This window comes from Vibrio sp. McD22-P3 (genome assembly GCF_021568915.1).
Classification (GTDB): Bacteria; Pseudomonadota; Gammaproteobacteria; order Enterobacterales; family Vibrionaceae; genus Vibrio; species Vibrio mediterranei.
On sequence record NZ_JAKGTN010000019.1, the window covers coordinates 41906 to 62332 of the forward strand.

Consider the following 20427-nt stretch of genomic DNA (forward strand, 5'->3'; position numbering starts at 1 on the left):
TCCCTTAGTAACGAATTTTCGGGTCGATCATCGCAAGCAAGATATCTACGATGGCGTTAAATAGAATGAATAGGAAACCAATTAAGATGGTGACCCCCATTACTAACGAATAGTCTCGGTTAAAGGCTGCGTTTACAAACAGCTTACCGATACCAGGTAATCCGAAAATAGTCTCTACTACTACCGAACCGGTAATAATACCTACGAACGCTGGGCCCATGTACGATACTACTGGCAACAGTGCAGGCTTAAGAGCGTGCTTAAGAACGATATAACGATAGCTCAAGCCTTTTGCGCGAGCTGTGCGGATAAAGTTACTGTTCAATGTCTCAATCATGCTGCCACGAGTAATACGTGCAAACGTTGCAACATAAAGCAGTGACATGGCGATCACGGGTAACACGATGTATTGAAAGCCACCATCATGCCAGCCACCAGCAGGGAAAAGATTCCAATGCAGTGAGAACAGATAAATCAATGCTGGTGCCAATACGAAAGAAGGCATAACGACCCCAAGCATGGCCGTAGACATAATCGTGTAATCGAGCCAAGTGTTTTGCCGTAAAGCAGCAATAGTCCCTACGGTTACCCCCATGATAACGGTAAAGATGAAGGCAATCAGACCTACTTTGGCCGATACAGGTAAAGCAACCGAAATAAGCTCGTTTACGGTGTAATCTTGATATTTAAAAGATGGACCAAAATCACCTTGTAAGATGTTGGTCAAGTACGTGGTGTACTGTTCGAATACTGGCTTATCAAGGCCATATTTTGCTTCAATGTTCGCCATAACTTCCGGTGGAAGTGGGCGCTCACTTGAAAAAGGGTTACCTGGTGCGAATCGCATCAGGAAAAAGGAGACAGTAATTAATACCAACAGTGTTGGTATCGCTTCAAATATCCGTTTAAGTATGAATTTAATCATAAACTCATCCATCCAGTCTGTGACAATTTAAAATAAAATAGACACCGCGTGTGCTTACGCACACACAGGTCTTAGTTAGTTATATTTTTTATAGGGGATTATTTTGCTTTGATGTATAGATCTTTTGAGTAGATCTTATCTTCAGCGTTACCTTCTGGGTAACCACCAAGCTGAGGTGATACTAGACGTGTTGTAACATACTGATAGATAGGAGCAATTGGCATATCTTTCGCTAGCAATTTCTCTGCATCGATGTATAGCTGAGTGCGCTCTTCTTCAGAAGTAGAGTGTAGGGCTTTATCGATGATCTTATCGTATTCTGCACTCTTATAGTGCTGACCCGCCGTTGTGTTTTGACTAACCATTAGTGTTAGGAATGAAGACGCTTCGTTGTAGTCACCACACCAACCAGCACGTGCAACGTCAAAGTTACCTGTGTCTTTACTGTCCAGGTAAGACTTCCACTCTTGGTTTTCAAGCTTCGCGTTGATGCCTAGCTCTTTCTTCCACATAGAGGCGATTGCAACAGCAATCTTCTTGTGGTTTTCAGATGTGTTGTAAAGTAGGTTGAACTCTAGAGGGTTGCTCTTCGTGTAACCTGCTTCTTCAAGAAGACGCTTCGCTTCAGCGATACGCTCTTTCTGAGAAAGCTGACCATACTCAGGAGTTACAGGGTCGAAGCCTGCAGTGATCTCTGGCGTTAGGAAATAAGCTGGTTTTTGACCTTGGCCAAGGATAGCTTTAGTAACGATATCTCGGTCCATTGCATAAGACATTGCTTTACGTACGCGAACGTCGTTAAACGGTGCTTTTTGTGCATTGAACTGATAGTAGTAAGTACATAGGTTACCCTTGATGTTTACATCTTGTGGGTACTCTTTTTGTAGACGACGGAAGTGCTCGTTAGGTACTTCGTATGTGAAATCTAGTTCGCCAGAAAGGAAACGATTCATTTCAGCAACTTGGTTCTCGATAGGCAAGAACGTTACTTTATTAAGAACAGTATGGTCGTTATCCCAGTAGTTGTCGTTACGTACAAGCTCTAGACGCTCGTTAACTACCCATTTGTTAGGAACAAACGCACCGTTACCAACGAAGTTCTCTGGCTTAGTCCACTGGTCACCGAATTTTTCTACCGTCGCTTGGTGAACTGGCTTAACCGTTGTGTGGCCCATCATCATTACGAAGTAAGGTACTGCTGTATCTAGCGTCACTTCTAGCGTGTAGTCATCTACTGCTTTAACACCTAGTTCGCTCTTGTCTTTCTTGCCAGCAACGATGTCTTTAGCGTTTGCCATCTTGGTGTATTCCATGTACCAAGCGTATGGAGATGCTGTTGCTGGATCAACTGCGCGTTGGAAGCTGTATACGAAGTCGTTTGCCGTTACAGGATCGCCGTTAGACCATTTTGCGTCTTTGCGTAGGTGGAAAGTGAAAGTTTGGTTGTCTGCCGTTTCCCAAGTTTCGGCAACACCTGGGATAGTCTTACCATTTGCATCTTGGTTCACTAGGCCTTCAAGAAGGTCACGAATTACGTGTGACTCTGGAACACCTTGAGATTTGTGTGGATCGAGTGTTGCTACCTCGGTACCGTTACCACGAACAAGCTCTTGTTTCTCTGCTAGTTTAGTGCCCGCTGGTACATCTGCGGCAAGAGTAGAAAAAGAAGTGGCAGCCACTGCCATGCCAGCACCTAGAAGAAGGGCTTGCGTGATTTTATTCTTATACATGCATTTAACTCCAAGTTTTAATTTTGCATCCATGACTTCTTCGTAAGATTGCTAGAACGGACAGCATTTTAGATTTATTTAGCTCACTTTTTGAGCATTTAATTCTAAATCCATACAAAGATTGCGGTTCACATTACCAACCTTCGAACTAATTTGCCATATTTTTGTAGCAAAAATGGCATAATTCTCCTACAACAGGTAAAAATCAGATGAATATACTGCAATGTGAAGGTAAATTGACAACTTCTCTCTGCTCAGAGAAATATAGCTAGAAATTAATATTGATAGTTCTATTTATTAACGATTATTCAGCACATTATGCCAACCATCTAGCATCAAGTTTAACAATTCGTTTTCATTCTACCCTTGCTGTAGAATTATCAAATGTCAAAAAAAACCTAAATGTGAACATAATCACATACAAGTGAATGACGTACAGAAACCCTAGGATAGAGATCACAAAAAGACCCGACCTCTGACTACCAGGAGGTCGGGGAAACTGATGTTTTCACGCGGCTCAAGCGTGAGTTCAGATAAGGAGATGTGTCACTAGCAAACTTGATTGCTACTACTTGATTGCTGCTTGCCTGTTCCAACATCATCATTGTTCCGCGCTTTCGGTAGAAATTGAATTCCCCAATGAGGTGACATTACTCTCATCATCAATGGACATGTTTGCCTCCGAAATAGACCGTCAATGGATCGATATTACTATCAGCGGGAACCGTTGATGCCGCCTCAAGAAAAAGAGAAAACAACTCAGATTGGGAAGATATCTTTAGTTTGTTATGAATCCGCTTTCGATACACTTTGACGGTTTCGGTGCTGACTTCTAACAATGGAGCAATCGCTTTGGTTGAATAGCCTTGCAGAACCAGTTGCGTCACTTGGCATTCCCTTTCACTTAAGAAGTCTTTCCCAAAATTACTAAAAATGTCATTGAGCTGATGCCCAATCGTTCTCTCTTCTGGGCTTCCCAACTCAAAATGTTTACGAATGGCTGATTTAAGCATGTCAAAGTACAAATTCAGACGTCGCTTCTCATCACAATCAACACTCTGTTTATTTCTCAGCCCAGCAGAAAGCACCAAAGTGAACCCTTCGGTACAAGTAACAATCAAGCCTATTTCTTGCTGTAAGCCAGTCTTCTTGTATATCTGATGGTAATAATCACTGCTATAAAACTCATCTGGGGCGATTTCATCCAGTTTATACACCCCCTCTCTCACGCCTTTGCGGATCAGTTGGTAAAACGGATCCAAAACTAACGCCCCCATAAATTCTTTATCTCTGCTCTGTTCGGCAAAGAAGTTGGTATCGTTATAGATGACCACTGGGGCTTTATCTTCGCTAAAGCCCATAACCACTAGACTTTCATAGTCAACAATGTTGGTAATGAGCTGAGACAGTTTTTCCAAAAAGCTCTGCTCACCGATTGCTTCAATAAGAGGAGGATAGCGATGGCTAAACTCCATCCACCCGTCCATAATAACTGACATAGACACTCCTTATCACGTATCGCTCCCTGATGAAATACCACGTCAGGGGCACTAGCTCAAATCCACCAATTCAACATCTCAAACGATGACCCAATGACCTATTCGATTTGTCAAACTTGCGACTATTTTTGGGCATTATTTAGTACACGATGGCAAATATTGTTGATGATAAAAAGTAAAATACCTGCGTTTTGATGAAGACCATCACAGATTGAACCGAGTTAGAACATAGACCCCTTAAGTCACTTCGAGCACGTAACCCCATCAGGGTACATACCCAAAAGGAAAGCGATCACATACTGTTTACATTTCATCAACACAAATGGAGTTGCATAATGAAAGGACAGATGATGAACGTCCCTCTCACCATCACTGAAATCATGCGTCACGCCGACCGCGTCAATGGCGATACCGAGATAGTCTCGGTGACCTACGACAACCCTAGGCACCGCTATACCTTGTCGGACGCCTTTTCACGAACTCGACAATTGGCGAATGCACTCAAATCACTGGGATTAAAAAAAGGTCAGCGCGTCGCTACGCTTGCATGGAATGACTACCGACATCTTGAGTTGTACTACGCCATCTCTTGTTCTGGGGGAGTATTACACACCGTCAATCCTAGACTCTTTGAACAACAAATTGAGTACATCATCAATCATGCAGAAGACACCATAGTGTTCTTTGACCCCATCTTCACACCTCTTATTGAAAAACTGCAAAGCAAACTCTCTACCGTTAACCACTTCATCGCACTAACGGATCACGCTCACTTACCTGAATCTCAAATCGAAAACCTATTGGACTACGAAAGTTTTATCGCAGACCGAAGCACTGTATTTACTTGGCCCGAGCTAGAAGAAGATGACGCCAGTTCTTTATGCTATACCTCGGGGACAACAGGCCATCCCAAAGGCGTGCTTTACTCACACCGGTCGACAGTCCTTCACTCATTAGGCAGTGCTCTACCTGATGCGTTTGGGCTTTCCATCGATGAGTGCGTAATGCCTATCGTACCTATGTTTCATGTTAACGGATGGGGTCTGGCGTACAGTGCCCCGATGACTGGGACTAAACTCGTGATGCCCGGCCCCAAAATGGCAGATGGAGCTACATTGACTGAGCTTATCAACAATGAAGGCGTGACCATGACAGCGGGTGTGCCTGTTGTGTGGCTGATGTTGTTGGAGCATTTAAAACAATCAGAGCTTCAAGTACCAAGTCTCAAGCGAATCGTCGTCGGTGGCTCTGCTTGTCCTGAAGTATTAATAAGGGAGTTCGATGAATTATTTAATGTCTCGATGCACCATGCTTGGGGTATGACCGAAATGAGCCCCCTTGGTACCTTCAATAAACTCAAGCCAAAGCTACGTTCACTTGCTGATGAACAAAAGATGGGGTACCAGCTTAAACAAGGTCGCATTGTGTTTGGCGTAGATATGCGAATAGAAGATTGGCAAGGCAATCAGGTGCCGTGGGATGGTCACCAATTTGGTTCGGTCAAAGTACGAGGCCCGTGGATTGCGTCAGGGTATTACAAGCAAGGAGAAAGTGTTGATAGCAACGGCTACTTTGATACCGGAGACGTAGCCAGCATTGATCCTGATGGTTACATGCAAATCACCGATCGTTCAAAAGATGTTATTAAGTCAGGAGGCGAGTGGATTAGCTCAATTGAACTGGAGAATATCGCTGTAGGGCACCCTGATATCAAGGAAGCTGCAGTGATCGGTGTTTCGCACAACAAGTGGGGTGAACGCCCGCTGCTTATTGCAGTCACTCATGATGTGACTGTGACGGAATCAGAGCTCTTGGCTCACTTCGATGGTAAAGTGGCGAAGTTCTGTATCCCCGACGCCGTTGAGTTTATTAACGAACTTCCTCACACCGCCACTGGCAAACTCAGTAAAAAAGATCTGCGAGATCACTTTAAAGACTATGTTCTCGGTTGATCGTCACTTTGAGTTAAACGATAACACGCCAATAGATAGCGCTCCCCTCTAAATCTCCCCGCCTTCAATATGTGTTCGATAAACAGATATTGAAGGCAGTAGCAATTTACACAATAAGTACAATTGCAACATTTTTGTAACCCATAAGGGTACTACTGTAATTCATCAATAGCACTCATGATTAACATATCATTAACAACCCTAATCTAGGATGGATAGGAGATAACTATGTTAAAACACTTTGTGAGCCCCGCTAGGACTATCGACTCCAAAGCCCTGATCATTGCAGCCATGATGCTGGTAATGTTCGCCCCAAATGCCTTTAACTTTCTACCTTTTATGCTAGGTGGTGCGGCCGAAGTGATGTCATTAAATGACGCACAAATCGAAAGTATTGCCATGTACGAATTATTAGCCACCGCCCTTTCATCACTTCTCTTTTCGTTGCTACTCATTCGTCGTACTAATTGGCGCTATATTGGATACCTTGCTGCACTTGCATTGATTGTGGGCAACTATTTAAGTATGACGGCACAAGATTTTGACAGTTTTATCTTAAGTCGCCTCATTGCAGGTAGTGGTCAGGGTATTGGTTACTCACTAGGTCTTGTCGGAATGAGTGTGACTCGTCACCCTGGTCGGAATTTTGGCTATATGATTGCAGCTCTGAATGTATGGCTGATCACGTGGTTTATCCTCATTCCAGAGTTAATGGCTACCTATGGTTTGAATGCGCTATATCAATTCTTCATGTTCGCATCCGCTCTTTGTCTAGTGGCATTTTGGTTCTACCCAGATAATGGCCGTCTCGACAAAGATCTTGAGATATCAGAGGGTAGTCAGAGCAAGGTGGATAAGAAAACATTTGTCGTCCCGATGATATGGGTCGGCGGCGCGTTTCTTGTGTACAGTTTGAGTCTAGGAATTATTTACCCGTACATCGAAATTATTGGCGATGATATGCAAGCTTCCACTGAAGATGTTGGTTTGGTGTTAGCGGTTGGTTCAGTAATGGCAGTTGTTGGTGGTATTTTGACGGCTGTAGTGGATAAAAAGTACAGTCATACCACGATAATTGTCTCGCTAAGTATCATCAATGCCGCAGTCTGCTTTGGTATGGCTAGCACCAATGACACCACCTCTTTCCTCGGTTTTTCAGCATTTTATATCATGCTATGGAACATGATGTACGCACGTTACTACACCGCATTAGCCACCACCGATAAGTCAGGGTATTTCAGTTCCTACGGGCCAGAGATTGGTACAGTAGGTCTTGCACTTGGGCCAATTGTCGCCCAGTCAGCTACGGCAACTGGTGACTTTCAAGGACAAGTCGGTGTCGGTGCTATCTGCATTGTCGTCGCCACCGTGATGGTGTTCATTGGCCTTGGAAAATCCAAACTCATAGAACGCTCTTTAGCGACGTCAACTGATTCAAGTCATCAGAAAGCATAAACGAAAGGAGCCGATATCTTATCGGCTCCTTTGCTTTTTCTATCGATTATTTATCAGCCGGGAACACCACACCGGTCTGCAATCGTACTTCGGTAATTATTCTCGAAATATCCAATGAACGCTGCACCGCATGCGGATCCATTTCTTGCGCAGTGATCATAGAAGCAAACGCCTCAGCTTCATACATCATGCTGTTCTCTACTTGTGGAAGCGACACGCTGGTGATTTCACCGCTTCTTTCTCGCTTTTCAAAGCCTAGACACTCAGAAAAGTGAGTGAGTAGTAAGCTCGCTTCTTCACCTTGAATCTCGCTCGCCGCGTAACTGTTACTCACCTTTGAATGCTCCAGCGTCACATCAAAGTCCGAATAACTTAGCAACACACTGCCATGCGCATCAACGCCCGACTCCAGTAAATGCCCAGACGCTTGAATCTTGTTTGGGGCGCCAAACAACTCAACCGCTGCCGCAACGGAATAAAAACCAATATCCATAATAGAGCCGTTAGAAAACTCAGGATTGAACGTATTTGGATTTTCGCCGTCAAGGTATCTTTGGTAACGTGAGGAATATTGGCAATAGGTCAAATGAACCTTATGTAGGCGGCCTAATTCCTTCGTGGCTTTTTTTAACTCAATAAAGTTAGGTAAGTACGCCGTTTTGAAGGCTTCCATTAGAACAACGCCATTCTCTTTGGCAACCTCAAACATCTGCTCAACTTCTTTAATATTCGAAGCTAACGGCTTTTCACAAATCACGTGTTTGCCCGCGCGCATAAGTTGAATCGCTTGTTGGCAGTGCAGACTGTTAGGAGAAGCAATATAAACTGCATCAATGTCTGTCGATAATCCAAGCTCATCTAAACTATCAAAAAACAACGTCGCTCCAAGAGGCTCACCAAAACGCTTTGCTGTTTCTAACGCTCTAGAATAAACGCCACGCACGATGAATTTTTCACTTTCTAGTGCCGCCTGAGCAAACTTCTCACTAATCCAATTGGTTCCTACTATCGCAAGCTTAATCATGATACATCCTTATGATTTTAGTTTGCTGCTAGGGTACTCCTTCAGCTTGATAAACATCAAATGAAATCGTCAATATTGATAGAACATCACGATTCGTCGCTTCACCTTATTCGACCTCTTCCACTATCAGTTTGGACGGGCACTGCCCAAAGTGCTTGCGAAACGCTAAGGTAAAATTAGAAGGATGATGATAGCCCGCTTCGTATGCAGCTTCGGATATGGATAGTCCTCCCTGTTCAATAGACTGCTTAGCGCGCTCCAATTTGCGCGCTCTCACATAACTTATGACCGTCATGCCAATCTGATTCTTGAATTTTCTTTGTAACTTAGAAACACTCATTGCCATCGAGCGAGCGAGTTCTTCCAAACCTAGATCCTGATCTAAATTGTACTCAATGTGTTTAATCAACTGCGCCACACTATCTGGCCGTTTCTGTTGTGACAAGTTGGAGATTGGTAAACGCTGCTCAATTTCATCCGTGACGATTTTAACCAACTGCAATGTCGCAATATCTCTTGAGATCGTGTCATTAAAATTGCTGTTTTGTCTTGGTTCAATAAGACTACGAACTATCCGATCCAATTCTTCAGAATAATGAACGTCGATATGTGCCTTATGAGTATTGAGAAATTGATTCAGTGTACAAGACCCGCTCCCCAGCCTAGATTGCAACCACTGGTGAGAAAACAAGATGTTAATTTTCTTTAATGTCGATTGCTTGATGATATCTCTTCGAAAACTTGCTGGCTTCGTCAGATTAACCGCTATCGCTTGCGATTGATTCGTTCCCGATAAATCAAAACAGAGGTCATCGTACCCAAAGCTGAGCCTCCCCTCGAGTAGCACAGTTACGATGAGAGCTGGCGTGGCGACAGAAACTACTTTGGTATTCATTAATTCTTCACTGATACCTCCGTGAAGAACATACCCTTCCTCAATAGTAGAAGGGTGTGAGATAAACACCCCTCTAGCCAATTGCGAACGTCGGGAAGGTGTCTCACTAACAATCGCCTCAAGGTCGTTGTCAGCGACTCTTTTTGTCATTACCACTTTCTTAAAAACACTATTGGCCAATTCCACTGCCATTCCTCTTTATAAAACTCATAACTGTTGGACGATTTCTCATAATTGTTTTTGCTATTCACGACCAAATTACAAACTTATCATAAATGCAAACTATTATCATTTACGTCATTGGTTAATTTTATGAATGTTTGTCTACCCTCAAAGCCCTATCACGACTTATCTAAAACCAGCTTAGCGGTGGCTCTTGCTTTAGTAAGTGCCCAATCTTTAGCGGATACCGCTATCAATAACGAAAATACCCCACTTGAAGAAACCGTTGTGGTCTGGGGAGCAAAAGTCTCCAGTAGCTCGGAGTCAGTGTTTGCTGAAGATATGTCACTACGCCAAGCCGATCATATGTCCGACTTATTACGAGATATACCCGGTGTCGATGTTGGCGGTACGCACTCGGTAAACCAGCGAATTAATATTCGCGGATTTGGTGAAACTGATTTAGATATTCGTTTAGATGGCGCTTCGCAGCACGCAAATATGTTCCATCACATCGGTAACTTGACACTCAACCCTGACATCATCAAACAAGTAGACATTCAAGTTGGCAATAACTCTGTTACTCAAAGTGGCATTGGTGGCGCGGTTTATTTTGAAACGAAAGATGCACGGGATTTGCTTCGAGGTTCTGATCAGTTTGGCGCCCGTGTGTTTGGTGGCTATGCTGACAACAACAGTAAGCAAGGCTCGCTAACTCTTTATGGACTGATGTCAGAGAAAGTTGATTATATGGTATACGGCCACGGTGTAAGCCGTGGTAATTTTAAAGATGGTGATGGTAATCAAACTTATGGCTCCGAAGGTGATGTTTATAACATTCTGGGTAAACTAGGATTTGAACCCACTCACGAACACCGCTTTGAACTGGCTTATGACTACTATCGTGACAAAGGTGATTACAACCCTCGCCCTGATATGGGTGGAAACGCCAATATAGGGCTCACTCAGGACGATCTCATTCCGACAACTTATGACCGTAATACCATTACGCTTAATTACGAACTCAACAAAGAGAAACATATAGGTCGGGTAAATGCGTTTTACAGTAAAACCAAGATAGAGCGCGATGAGAGCGCCATCAGTGGGCGCTGGCCGGGCAACCGACATTCCAACAATAGCGCTGAAAACCGTAATCAGGGCTTCAACGCTAAAGTGCAATCTCAACTACCGGTCTTTGGCTTCGACAACTCACTCACTTACGGTGTCGATTATGTCGACAAACAGTCAAAAAGTGCCTACGGTGGGGTCGAATTTATGGATGAAAGCGCTATTTCCAGCGCTGCATTCATCGAAGACAAGTTTTATGCTACAGATAGGTTTGCAGTAACGCTTGGAGGTCGTTACGACAACTATAAACGTGAAGCCACAACCAGCGACAAGACATTTTCTGACTTCACATGGGCTTTGGCAGCAGATTGGGAATTTGTGGATGGATGGACATTATTTGCCAGTGGGCGAACACTCTTTAAAGGACCAGAACTGTTAGAGACCTTTATTCGATATCAGGATGTGGCTTATTTGTCCGACGATATCAAACCAGAAACAGGTTACAACGCTCAAGGTGGACTCAAGTTCAATCGACATATCTCGGAACACTTTATTGGCGGTAACTTAACTCTATTTAATACTCGTATAGATGACTATATCGTCGCAGAAGGTAGTGGTCGCCCATATGTTTACAACATTTACAACAAAGGCGACGCCCAATACCGCGGCTTTGAGCTAAGCGGTACATACAGCTATCAAGCATTCCGCTCGAAAGCATCATACTCCAAGTCGGACAACAAAGATTTGACCAACGGTGGGCCCGTAGTCAACGCTGCAGGACGCAGTGCGGACATTGGGGATAGTATTGCCGTAACCTTGGAATATGATATTTTTGCCGTTGATACGCTAATTGGATGGACATCCATAGTGGTACTTGATGAAACGAACGTTCAGGATGGAGCGCCTATTAAGCAAGGTTACAATGTTCACAATTTCTACGCACAATGGGTTCCTAACCAAACGCCTGAGCTTTCGGTAACCTTTGGTATTGATAACATCTTTAATGAGCAGTACGTCTCTCATGCTTCACGATCTGGAACTGCAAGAGGGTTTACGTTGGACGACTATGAGCCTGGACGCAACATTAAAATCTCAGCAGCATACGAGTTTTAAATCAATATAAGACGATCTGATAGAGTAAAGGCGCCATTTGGCGCCTTTACTTATAACTGTTTAACAGCAGTTTGAATTTGCTCAACCAGTTCTACATTGCGCAGACTTCCCGCTTCCAAGTCAAAGTTGTCGTAGAAACTTGGCACTGAGACTGTGGCTTTAACATTGCCGCCAAAATAAGGTGCAGAGTTAACCGCAGCCGCAAGAACGTTACTTGCTCCGCCTGGACCAGGTGAGGTAGCCAAATAAACCGCCGGAATGCCTTTAAACACCTCGCGTTCAATGCGCGTTGCCCAGTCAAACAGGTTTTTATAAGCCGCTGGATGATGGCCGTTATGTTCAGCAAAAGACACCACCAAAGCATCAGCTTGATGAATAGCCGCTAAGAATGCCTTTGCCCCTTCGGCTTGGCCAATTTCTTTTTCTTTATCTTCGCTAAACATTGGCACATCAAACTGGGTAAGATCGAGTACTTCAACGTCCGCGCCTTCGATCAGATTTGCAGCATAAGTAGCTAATGCTTTGTTGATAGAAGTGCTGCTCGTGCTGGCTCCGAATGCGATTACTTTCATGACAAGTTCCTTATTAGTGACAACGTTTTAAGAAGTTGTTTAAAGGTTAACCTATCCATCGTTTTCAACAAGCGAGTAAAACCAATCAAATCAATCGATTTTTTCGAACAAGATTAGATCGCGGCTTGTAGTTCGGTCCAAAGATCGTTCACTATGATTCTATCGGCTGGAGACAATTCAGATTTCGCTTCATCAATACTAGCCTGAATACGAGTTTTGAACTCAGCCAAATCCACCACCCCTTCTTCCTCACAAGAAGCCGCTGACAACGAAATGTGGCCGCGAAGATACCCACCAGCAAACAACTCATCTTCGGATGCGTCTTGGATGCGAGAATCAATGGTCTCTAGAAGTTTTTCTTCATATTCGATGATCATAGTTTAGGTTTTTCCTAGTTTACTCTAACGAACCGCAAATTGGTCACGGCTAAGTTCAGGGATTTGATAAAACTGTCTTAGTGCTTGAGAAAGTGCCAATACCCGCTTAGGAATACCTTCGGAAAGTATTGCCATTACTTCGTCATGTACTTTACTCATAAACGCCACTCTATCTGGCTCAAAGTCGCCGCTTAGATTGTCACAACTTACGGTAAACGGGAACCCTGCACTGACGGATAAAATCCATTCATAAGCTTGAGGGCGAATTTCTACTTTCTCAAATTCACTCTGCACTTCCTGAGTACGCCCATCTGGATGATACCAGTAGCCAAAATCTTCCAATAATCTTCTTTCAGGTCCCGCCACACACCAGTGTGCAATCTCATGTAAGCCTGAAGCGTAAAAACCTCGTGCAAAGACAATACGATGATATTCCGTTGTTTCGTCGGCAGGTAAATAGATAGGCTCATCTCCACCAAGCTCTAGCTTAGTGTTGTATTCCTGATAGAAAGTTTGGTTAAAAATAGTAATTAAATCTTGGTACTGATGCTGCATAGTGACAGTTAAGCGAAAACAATTGTGGCGTATTGTCTATGGAATTTTGCTAGAGGTAAAGTCTTGAGGTGAGGGAACAAGTCGTATCATTAGTTTTATTAATCAGAAAAACGTTTCCTTTATATAATATTTCATTCGTCACAACGCCTTTATGCCACTACACTAGCGCATCTTTTATTTTCGAGTATCGTGTCATGTTGCTAAGTGTCTTATATATTATTGGGATTACCGCCGAAGCAATGACTGGCGCACTGAGCGCTGGCCGTCGCAATATGGACTGGTTTGGAGTTATGTTAGTAGCGAGTGCTACCGCTATTGGCGGTGGTACCGTTCGCGATATTCTGCTTGGCCATTACCCTCTTGGTTGGGTAAAACATCCTGAATTTCTCGCCATCACTTGTGTGGCAGGTGTTCTCACTACTGGGCTTGCCAAATGGATCATCAAGTTCAAAGGGGTGTTCATTCGTTTAGATGCACTCGGTCTTGTTGTCTTCACCATCATTGGCACTAACGTCGGGCTTGGCATGGGATTACACCCGTTTATCTGTATCGTTTCCGGATTAGTAACCGGAGTTTTTGGTGGCTTGTTGCGTGACTTGATTTGCCGTCAGACACCTCTGGTACTACACCAAGAGCTTTACGCGTCGATCTCCGTCATCGCTGCTTGTTTGTACCTTGTTCTTCTGGAATACGGTGTGAGCACTTTGACCACAACGATAGTTACCTTAGTGATCGGTTATACCCTGCGCATGGCAGCGGTTCGGTTTAAATGGCGTTTGCCTTCTTTCCACCTTGATAGTGAAGAAGCCGTCCACTAAGCCCAATTCAACACCATTTTTTCTCTTAGCTGATATTTACAAAGTAAATATCAGCTATCTTCTCCGCTCTATCGCTCCTACTCTCTTCTGCTTTTATAGTAAGACTCATCCAAAGCAACCAACATTAAACGTTAGCTGCGCAGCAACGTTTGCTCGTGGCCGCACAATAGGTACTCAACTATGTTTAAGTCTAATTCTTTAAAAGCACTCGCGATCGTTATGGCTATATTCGCAACGGGATGCGCGTCTAATAAGGCTACGGATGGCGAGGAAGAGAATCGAAATGCAGCGCGTAATCGTGGTGCTATTGGTGGTGCGCTTATTGGCGTCACAGCAGGTGCTTTAACTGGTAGCCCTGAAGTCGCAGTAAAAGCAGGCACTATGGGTGCGGTTGCCGGTGGCGTATCGGGCTCTATGAAAGATACCGCAGAAGCGAGAGAAACCGAGCGTACTGAGATCCTTGCCGAAAGCTTGGACAAAGATACGCGCAGCGAATCAGAAAAACGTGTTGCCGAGCTTGAAGCAGAAATTCGAATTAAAGAACTTGAGCAGCAAATCGCAGAGATGGAGCAGCAAGAACAAGCCACGGATTCGGAAAATGACCAAACTACAACTAAACTAGAATCACAACAAGAGAGTGACAGATCCTAACTTATAGCGTTTGAAGAATAACAACAACGTCGGTTGGAAGCCCCTGCAACCTCATTCGAGGTGCGGGGCTTTTTTTCATCGTTTAGGAAATATCAGAATCAATCAGCGCCTTCACATACTTTCTTTTGTATCGTTGGCGGTGCCGGTTCATAGTGGCTAAGCGTCATACTAAATCGCCCTTCGCCACCCGTCAGTGCTTTGAGGCGTCTCGAGTAATCTTGTAGTTCGTTAATTGGCGACTTGGCTTCCAGTAACGTACTACCAAACGCCCCCTGTTCGCTGCCAACAATCAATCCACGATTGCCGGACAAGTCGCCAGATACATCACCTACTGACGCAGTCGGTATCTCAAGTGTTAAATCCACAATCGGCTCCAGTACTATTGGACCTGCCTCTTCAACCGCTTGCAAAAAGGCTTTCTTACCTGCGATAACAAAGGCAATTTCTTTTGAATCTACTGAATGGTATTTGCCATCAAAAACCGTCACTTCAATATCACGAATTGGGTTACCGGAAATAGCCCCTTCTTCAAGGGCCTGTTGAATGCCTTTCTCCACAGCAGGGATTAATGCCGTTGGAATGGCACCACCTACCACTTTATTGACAAACTTAAATCCTGCGCCTCTTGCTAGCGGTTTTACTTTTAGCTGAACCTCTCCAAACTGCCCAGCTCCGCCACTTTGTTTCTTGTGACGATATTGCGCTTCTGCTGGCTTAGTTATGGTCTCGAAATATTCAACGCTTGGCTGACTGGTTTCAACGTCCAACTTAAACACTTTAAGCATTTTTTCGAGCGCAATTTTGAGGTGGAATTCACCCTGTCCACTCAAGACTGTTTCATTGGTACGAGTGCGATGCTCAATTTTCAGTGTCGGATCTTCTGCGGCAATCTTAGCCAAAACATCAGAAAGCTTCTGCTCATCACCACGTTTTTTGGGGCGCAGGGCTAAGCTATACATGGATTCAGGGAAGTTTAGTGTTTTGAACGCCACTCCATCTTCATCATGGGAGTCATGAATGACCGAATCAAACTCCAGATCATCCACCTTAACAAGTACACATAAATCGCCGGCTTTAGCACTGCTAATTTCTTGTCGTTTTTTACCTTGCAGATTATACAAATGGCCCACTTTGAATGCCTTGCTGCTATCTCCAACAAACAACTGGCTACCTGTTGTGAGCTCCCCTTGGAAAACTCGGACATAAGCAAGTTTGCCCATGTATGGGTCTACATTTATTTTGTAGACATGCGCGACCGTGTGGTCACGTTTATCGCAGTCAATTGATACTCGTTTGCCATTTTTCTCTAATAAAGGCGGGTTACCTTCATCAGGCATTGGCATAATTTCTGCCAATGTACGAAGCAGAAGATCACAACCTGCCCCCGTATCGGACGATACGAAACATACTGGTATTACATGCCCAGTGCGCAAGGCTTCCTCAAATGGATCATGAAGCTGTTCTGGTGTTAATTCTGAGCCTTGTTCTAGGTATAGCTCCATCAAGGCTTCATCAACCTCCACTACTTGATCGATGAGCAGTTCATGGGCATCTTCAACTCCGCTAAACAAGGTCGCTTGCTCTGGATTAGGTTCGAAGTAACAGTCTATGACCTCTGCGGGCTTATCGGAAGGTAAGTTTATTGGCAAACATTGAGCGCCAAAACGTTGCTCAATGTCTTCTAAGAGTGCCACCAATTTATCGGTATGTTGGTCAATCTTGTTCACCACGATCATTTGGCATTTTTTCTGCTCTTGAGCAAATTTGAAAAGGCGTTCTGACACTTGGTTAATTGGTAAACTGGCATCAAGAATCAATGCCGTCGTTTCAACAGCAGGAAAGATACTCAAAGTGCGGCCAAGCAGCTCAGCTTGTCCTGGAGTATCGATAATATTCATTTGGTGTTTTTGCCAAGAGAGCGTAACGGGAGTTGCTTCAACACTATGCTGGTAGTGTATGGATTGGTCATCAAAATCAGTGATGGTGTCACCATCTTCCACATGACCAAGATGTTGGCTGGAATGGGACTCAAAAAGCAGGCGTTCAATTAGGCTGGTTTTACCGGTTCCTGTTTGACCGACAAAGGCAATATTTCTGATTTCATGTTGAGACATAATGGACTCCTAAAATGATTGGAAACAAGCACAGTTGCATCGAGTCGGCGGTTTCCCGCCAGCTCGTCTTCCAAGTCATTTTTCGGATCCTTCTGTCCAATAAATGCACTCCTTTTCTCGATGAAGTTCTAGTGTGACCCTATACCCCTAAAATTATTGTGACTAATTTCATATCATTACTAATTTTGAGCATTTATTGTCCAAGACGTGATGAGGTACAAAAAAAGCCTCGCAGCGTTACTGCGAGGCTTCAAGTCTGTTGCTTATTCGAGCTAAATAACCGGTGTTTCTGTCGTTACACCGTGGTTTTGACCACGATGACGCAGTAAGTGATCAAGGAGAACAATCGCTAGCATCGCTTCCGCGATTGGCACAGCACGAATGCCCACGCAAGGATCGTGGCGACCTTTGGTAATTAGCTGAGTTGGCTCACCAGTTCGAGTAATTGTGTCTCCCGGAACGGTAATACTTGATGTTGGTTTTAGAGCAATATTCGCAACGATATCTTGCCCGGTAGAAATACCACCTAAAATACCCCCAGCGTGGTTGCTTGAAAAGCCTTCAGGCGTTAAAGGGTCACGATGTTCGCTGCCTTTTTGGTTTACCACATCAAAGCCATCGCCAATCTCGACACCTTTAACGGCATTAATGCTCATCAATGCATGAGCGATATCGGCATCAAGACGATCAAAGATAGGCTCCCCAAGGCCAACTGGTACATTGGTTGCTACTACTTGCAGCTTAGCGCCAATGGAATCACCCTGTTTTTTTAGGTCACGAATCAGCTGATCAAATGCTTCGACTTTGTCCACGTCAGGGCAGAAGAACGCGTTGTTTTCGATTTCATTCCAATCGACCTTATCGATAGACACATCGCCCATTTGTGATAAGTAAGCACGAATTTCTACACCGAATTCTTGTTTAAGATATTTCTTTGCAATTGCACCAGCCGCAACACGCATTGCGGTTTCACGAGCTGATGAACGACCACCACCTCGGTAATCACGTACCCCGTATTTTTGGTGATAGGTATAGTCGGCATGACCGGGACGGAATTTATCTTTAATTTCTGAATAATCTTTAGAACGCTGATCGGTATTTTCAATCAGCAGGCCAATTGATGTACCCGTTGTTTGACCTTCAAATACCCCAGAGAGGATTTTTACTTCATCAGGTTCACGTCTCTGAGTGGTGTACTTTGAGGTACCTGGGCGGCGACGATCTAAGTCTACTTGCAGATCGGCTTCGGTAATTTCTAACCCTGGAGGACAACCATCAACGATACAACCCAATGCAATACCGTGACTTTCTCCAAATGTTGTTACACGAAAATGTTGTCCGATGCTATTTCCTGCCATTACTTCCTCTGTCTGTCAGAACAAGCTATATCCGAGCTTGTTCAATGCCTGTCTGTTCTTCGTGATTTCATAGTGACGACAAAGGCAGACGTTGTAAACCCCCAAACAAAAAAACGCCGCAATTCTCATTGCGGCGTCTTCAGTCATCTCGTTAACGATCAATCTTTATAGATTGCAAATTCCTCAGCGTGGGCAACAAGCTGCTCTCGCGTCAGCATAAATACGCCGTGACCGCCGTTCTCGAACTCAATCCAAGTAAATGGAATATGAGGGTACTGTTCCATCATGTGAACCATAGAGTTACCCACTTCACAAATAAGAATGCCGTTATCAGTTAAGTAGTCTGGTGCATTAGAAAGAATACGACGCACCAATTTCAATCCATCGGTCCCTGCCGCAAGACCAAGCTCCGGCTCATGAGTAAACTCTTCTGGTAAAGAATTCATATCTTCTTCATCCACATATGGTGGATTTGAGACAATCAGGTTGTATTTCTCTTTTGGCAGATCGCGGAACAAATCAGAGCGAATTGGGAACACTTGCTGCTCGAGGCCGTGGTCTTGAACGTTTTGTTCTGCAACTTCCAATGCATCGGTGGAGATATCAATCGCGTCTACTTCGGCATCAGGGAAAGCATGTGCACATGCAATCGCAATACAGCCACTGCCAGTGCAAAGGTCCATGATGCGTACTGGCTCTTCACTTAACCATGGCTGGAACTGCGCCTCAATTAATTCGCCAATTGGAGAACGCGGCACTAATACGCGCTCATCAACGAAGAACTCTAAACCACAGAACCACGCTTTGTTAGTCAAGTAAGCTGTTGGAGTGCGATCATTGATACGCTTAATAACACGCTCAACAACGCGAAGACGCTCACTACTTGTTAAGCGAGAGTTCAAAACATGCGGTGGCACATCGATAGGTAAGTACAGCGTTGGCAGAATCAGCTGAACCGCTTCATCCCAAGCATTGTCAGTGCCGTGGCCGTAAAAAAGACCCGCTGCGTTGAAGCGACTGACCGTCCAACGAATCAAATCTTGTAATGTGTGAAGCTCAGAAACGGCTTCTTCCACAAAAATCTTATCCAAAATTGCCTCCAAAAAGCGCTACAATACTGCTAATAACCTAATTTAATGAGTTGTTCCCATTAATGAGCCAGAAAGACGACAATACCGATGATGATTTCGGTCTATTCCGGGACGCAGTACAAGGCGTAAAAAAGTTGCGACAGGATACCATAGTCCAGCAGCCAAACCGAAATAAGAAACAAAAAGAAGCGAAAAGAACCAATAGAGAAGCGAAAGACGCAGAGTTTTACTTCTCGGATGAGTTTGTTCCGCACTTAAGCGATGAAGGACCAACGCGCTATGCTCGCGATGATGTGTCTACGTATGAAGTAAAGAGGTTACGTCGTGGTGTCTATGTGCCTGATGTTTTCTTAGACATGCACGGCATGACACAACAAGAAGCAAAACGTGAATTAGGCGCAATGATTGCTCATTGCGTGAAAGAGAACATTCATTGTGCTTGCGTTATGCATGGCATCGGCAAGCACATTCTGAAACAAAAAGCGCCTCTTTGGTTGGCGCAGCATCCAGACGTAATGGCGTTTCACCAAGCACCACTCGAGTTTGGTGGTGATGGTGCTCTGTTGGTATTGCTTTCAATACCAGAAAAGTAACGTCCTAAGGGTGAATGTGCCAGAGCACTTCGCCCTGCCTTCTCTCCACATCATACTCAATACACACTAAGCCTGATGTTGGAAACATTGGTGCACTGATATCACCGACAAATTCGGCAGTTAGGTAACCAACCAACGGCAAGTGCGATACCAGCAAAACTGACTCTAGATTTTCTAACTCAGCAATAGCTGACACATACTCAACCACGTCTTCCGCTTGACCATAAGGCGTAATATCGTCAGAGGTCACCACGTCGTTACTACTAAACTCGCTACTAATTGCAGCCCAAGTTTGTTGTGCTCTCAGGTATGGGCTGACCAGCACTTTGTCAAACTCCGAGTAACCTTGCTGTTTGCAAGCTCTCGCAACGATTACCGAGCATTCTTTGCCGTGAGATGTCAGAGCTCGCTCTTCGTCGCTAGGTGCGTAATGGACAGCCTCGCCATGGCGCATTATAAAAACTTTCATATATTT

18 protein-coding genes are annotated in these 20427 nt (G+C 44.3%); 6 read left to right on the plus strand and 12 right to left on the minus strand.

Annotated elements, in window-relative coordinates:
• Window positions 1-4: 4 nt before the first annotated feature.
• The 3 genes from oppB to L2W36_RS20380 all read right to left on the minus strand — a co-directional run bounded on the left by oppB (window position 5) and on the right by L2W36_RS20380 (window position 4154).
• Window positions 5-925, minus strand: coding sequence for an oligopeptide ABC transporter permease OppB (gene oppB, locus L2W36_RS20370; RefSeq protein ID WP_006070023.1), 921 nt, complete (start codon window positions 923-925; stop codon window positions 5-7).
• 98 nt (window positions 926-1023) lie between these two features.
• Window positions 1024-2655, minus strand: coding sequence for an ABC transporter substrate-binding protein (locus L2W36_RS20375; RefSeq protein ID WP_038221884.1), 1632 nt, complete (start codon window positions 2653-2655; stop codon window positions 1024-1026).
• A gap of 662 nt (window positions 2656-3317) precedes the next feature.
• A complete protein-coding gene (locus L2W36_RS20380) occupies window positions 3318-4154 on the minus strand; it encodes a helix-turn-helix transcriptional regulator (protein WP_236111344.1) in 837 nt (278 codons plus the stop codon).
• Between the two features lie 335 nt (window positions 4155-4489).
• On the opposite strand from L2W36_RS20380, the gene L2W36_RS20385 reads away from it, so the two are divergent.
• Both L2W36_RS20385 and L2W36_RS20390 read left to right on the plus strand, forming a co-directional pair.
• A complete protein-coding gene (locus L2W36_RS20385; RefSeq protein WP_236111354.1) occupies window positions 4490-6106 on the plus strand; it encodes a long-chain-fatty-acid--CoA ligase in 1617 nt (538 codons plus the stop codon).
• A gap of 228 nt (window positions 6107-6334) precedes the next feature.
• A complete protein-coding gene (locus L2W36_RS20390) occupies window positions 6335-7561 on the plus strand; it encodes an MFS transporter (protein ID WP_124940088.1) in 1227 nt (408 codons plus the stop codon).
• A gap of 46 nt (window positions 7562-7607) precedes the next feature.
• Here L2W36_RS20390 and L2W36_RS20395 read toward each other — a convergent pair whose 3' ends face one another.
• Window positions 7608-8585, minus strand: a complete 978-nt coding sequence (locus tag L2W36_RS20395) for a Gfo/Idh/MocA family protein (RefSeq protein WP_236111356.1) — start codon at window positions 8583-8585, stop codon at window positions 7608-7610.
• A gap of 106 nt (window positions 8586-8691) precedes the next feature.
• The gene (locus L2W36_RS20400; protein WP_236111358.1) at window positions 8692-9630 is read right to left on the minus strand and encodes a helix-turn-helix domain-containing protein; all 939 of its coding nucleotides are present in this window, start codon (window positions 9628-9630) and stop codon (window positions 8692-8694) included.
• A 162-nt stretch (window positions 9631-9792) separates the two neighbouring features.
• Here L2W36_RS20400 and L2W36_RS20405 point away from each other — a divergent pair, with 162 nt between their 5' ends.
• Window positions 9793-11823: a TonB-dependent siderophore receptor gene (locus tag L2W36_RS20405; protein ID WP_006070015.1), complete on the plus strand. Its 2031-nt coding sequence runs from the start codon at window positions 9793-9795 to the stop codon at window positions 11821-11823.
• A 50-nt stretch (window positions 11824-11873) separates the two neighbouring features.
• Here L2W36_RS20405 and L2W36_RS20410 read toward each other — a convergent pair whose 3' ends face one another.
• The 3 genes from L2W36_RS20410 to L2W36_RS20420 form a co-directional block, all read right to left on the minus strand.
• A complete protein-coding gene (locus L2W36_RS20410) occupies window positions 11874-12395 on the minus strand; it encodes an NADPH-dependent FMN reductase (RefSeq protein WP_236111366.1) in 522 nt (173 codons plus the stop codon).
• 113 nt (window positions 12396-12508) lie between these two features.
• Window positions 12509-12772 carry a YfcL family protein gene (locus L2W36_RS20415; protein ID WP_006070013.1) on the minus strand — a complete coding sequence of 88 codons (264 nt, stop codon included), beginning with the start codon at window positions 12770-12772 and terminating at the stop codon, window positions 12509-12511.
• A 24-nt stretch (window positions 12773-12796) separates the two neighbouring features.
• On the minus strand, window positions 12797-13327 hold the full coding sequence (locus L2W36_RS20420; RefSeq protein WP_236111368.1) for an elongation factor P hydroxylase: 531 nt from the start codon (window positions 13325-13327) through the stop codon (window positions 12797-12799).
• Window positions 13328-13521: 194 nt separating this feature from the next.
• On the opposite strand from L2W36_RS20420, the gene L2W36_RS20425 reads away from it, so the two are divergent.
• Window positions 13522-14145, plus strand: a complete 624-nt coding sequence (locus L2W36_RS20425; RefSeq protein WP_006070011.1) for a trimeric intracellular cation channel family protein — start codon at window positions 13522-13524, stop codon at window positions 14143-14145.
• 180 nt (window positions 14146-14325) lie between these two features.
• Window positions 14326-14796 carry a hypothetical protein gene (locus L2W36_RS20430; RefSeq protein WP_006070010.1) on the plus strand — a complete coding sequence of 157 codons (471 nt, stop codon included), beginning with the start codon at window positions 14326-14328 and terminating at the stop codon, window positions 14794-14796.
• Between the two features lie 98 nt (window positions 14797-14894).
• On the opposite strand, the gene fusA is transcribed toward L2W36_RS20430, so the two are convergent.
• The 3 genes from fusA to prmB all read right to left on the minus strand — a co-directional run bounded on the left by fusA (window position 14895) and on the right by prmB (window position 19359).
• Entirely contained in the window at window positions 14895-16910 is a 2016-nt protein-coding gene (gene fusA, locus L2W36_RS20435; RefSeq protein WP_006070009.1) for an elongation factor G, read from the minus strand.
• A 272-nt stretch (window positions 16911-17182) separates the two neighbouring features.
• Entirely contained in the window at window positions 17183-18268 is a 1086-nt protein-coding gene (gene aroC / locus L2W36_RS20440; RefSeq protein WP_006070008.1) for a chorismate synthase, read from the minus strand.
• Window positions 18269-18426: 158 nt separating this feature from the next.
• A complete protein-coding gene (gene prmB / locus L2W36_RS20445; RefSeq protein WP_006070007.1) occupies window positions 18427-19359 on the minus strand; it encodes a 50S ribosomal protein L3 N(5)-glutamine methyltransferase in 933 nt (310 codons plus the stop codon).
• 62 nt (window positions 19360-19421) lie between these two features.
• Here prmB and smrB point away from each other — a divergent pair, with 62 nt between their 5' ends.
• Entirely contained in the window at window positions 19422-19952 is a 531-nt protein-coding gene (smrB, locus tag L2W36_RS20450) for an endonuclease SmrB (RefSeq protein ID WP_031493271.1), read from the plus strand.
• Window positions 19953-19956: 4 nt separating this feature from the next.
• On the opposite strand, the gene sixA is transcribed toward smrB, so the two are convergent.
• Window positions 19957-20421, minus strand: coding sequence for a phosphohistidine phosphatase SixA (gene sixA / locus L2W36_RS20455; RefSeq protein WP_236111371.1), 465 nt, complete (start codon window positions 20419-20421; stop codon window positions 19957-19959).
• Between the last annotated feature and the right edge of the window lie 6 nt (window positions 20422-20427).

Coding starts and splice junctions, on each gene's coding strand:
- oppB (WP_006070023.1), bottom strand. CDS start 925: ATGATTAAATTCATACTTAAACGGATATTTGAAGCGATACCAACACTG.
- L2W36_RS20375 (WP_038221884.1), bottom strand. CDS start 2,655: ATGTATAAGAATAAAATCACGCAAGCCCTTCTTCTAGGTGCTGGCATG.
- L2W36_RS20380 (WP_236111344.1), bottom strand. CDS start 4,154: ATGTCAGTTATTATGGACGGGTGGATGGAGTTTAGCCATCGCTATCCT.
- L2W36_RS20385 (WP_236111354.1), top strand. CDS start 4,490: ATGAAAGGACAGATGATGAACGTCCCTCTCACCATCACTGAAATCATG.
- L2W36_RS20390 (WP_124940088.1), top strand. CDS start 6,335: ATGTTAAAACACTTTGTGAGCCCCGCTAGGACTATCGACTCCAAAGCC.
- L2W36_RS20395 (WP_236111356.1), bottom strand. CDS start 8,585: ATGATTAAGCTTGCGATAGTAGGAACCAATTGGATTAGTGAGAAGTTT.
- L2W36_RS20400 (WP_236111358.1), bottom strand. CDS start 9,630: ATGACAAAAAGAGTCGCTGACAACGACCTTGAGGCGATTGTTAGTGAG.
- L2W36_RS20405 (WP_006070015.1), top strand. CDS start 9,793: ATGAATGTTTGTCTACCCTCAAAGCCCTATCACGACTTATCTAAAACC.
- L2W36_RS20410 (WP_236111366.1), bottom strand. CDS start 12,395: ATGAAAGTAATCGCATTCGGAGCCAGCACGAGCAGCACTTCTATCAAC.
- L2W36_RS20415 (WP_006070013.1), bottom strand. CDS start 12,772: ATGATCATCGAATATGAAGAAAAACTTCTAGAGACCATTGATTCTCGC.
- L2W36_RS20420 (WP_236111368.1), bottom strand. CDS start 13,327: ATGCAGCATCAGTACCAAGATTTAATTACTATTTTTAACCAAACTTTC.
- L2W36_RS20425 (WP_006070011.1), top strand. CDS start 13,522: ATGTTGCTAAGTGTCTTATATATTATTGGGATTACCGCCGAAGCAATG.
- L2W36_RS20430 (WP_006070010.1), top strand. CDS start 14,326: ATGTTTAAGTCTAATTCTTTAAAAGCACTCGCGATCGTTATGGCTATA.
- fusA (WP_006070009.1), bottom strand. CDS start 16,910: ATGTCTCAACATGAAATCAGAAATATTGCCTTTGTCGGTCAAACAGGA.
- aroC (WP_006070008.1), bottom strand. CDS start 18,268: ATGGCAGGAAATAGCATCGGACAACATTTTCGTGTAACAACATTTGGA.
- smrB (WP_031493271.1), top strand. CDS start 19,422: ATGAGCCAGAAAGACGACAATACCGATGATGATTTCGGTCTATTCCGG.
- sixA (WP_236111371.1), bottom strand. CDS start 20,421: ATGAAAGTTTTTATAATGCGCCATGGCGAGGCTGTCCATTACGCACCT.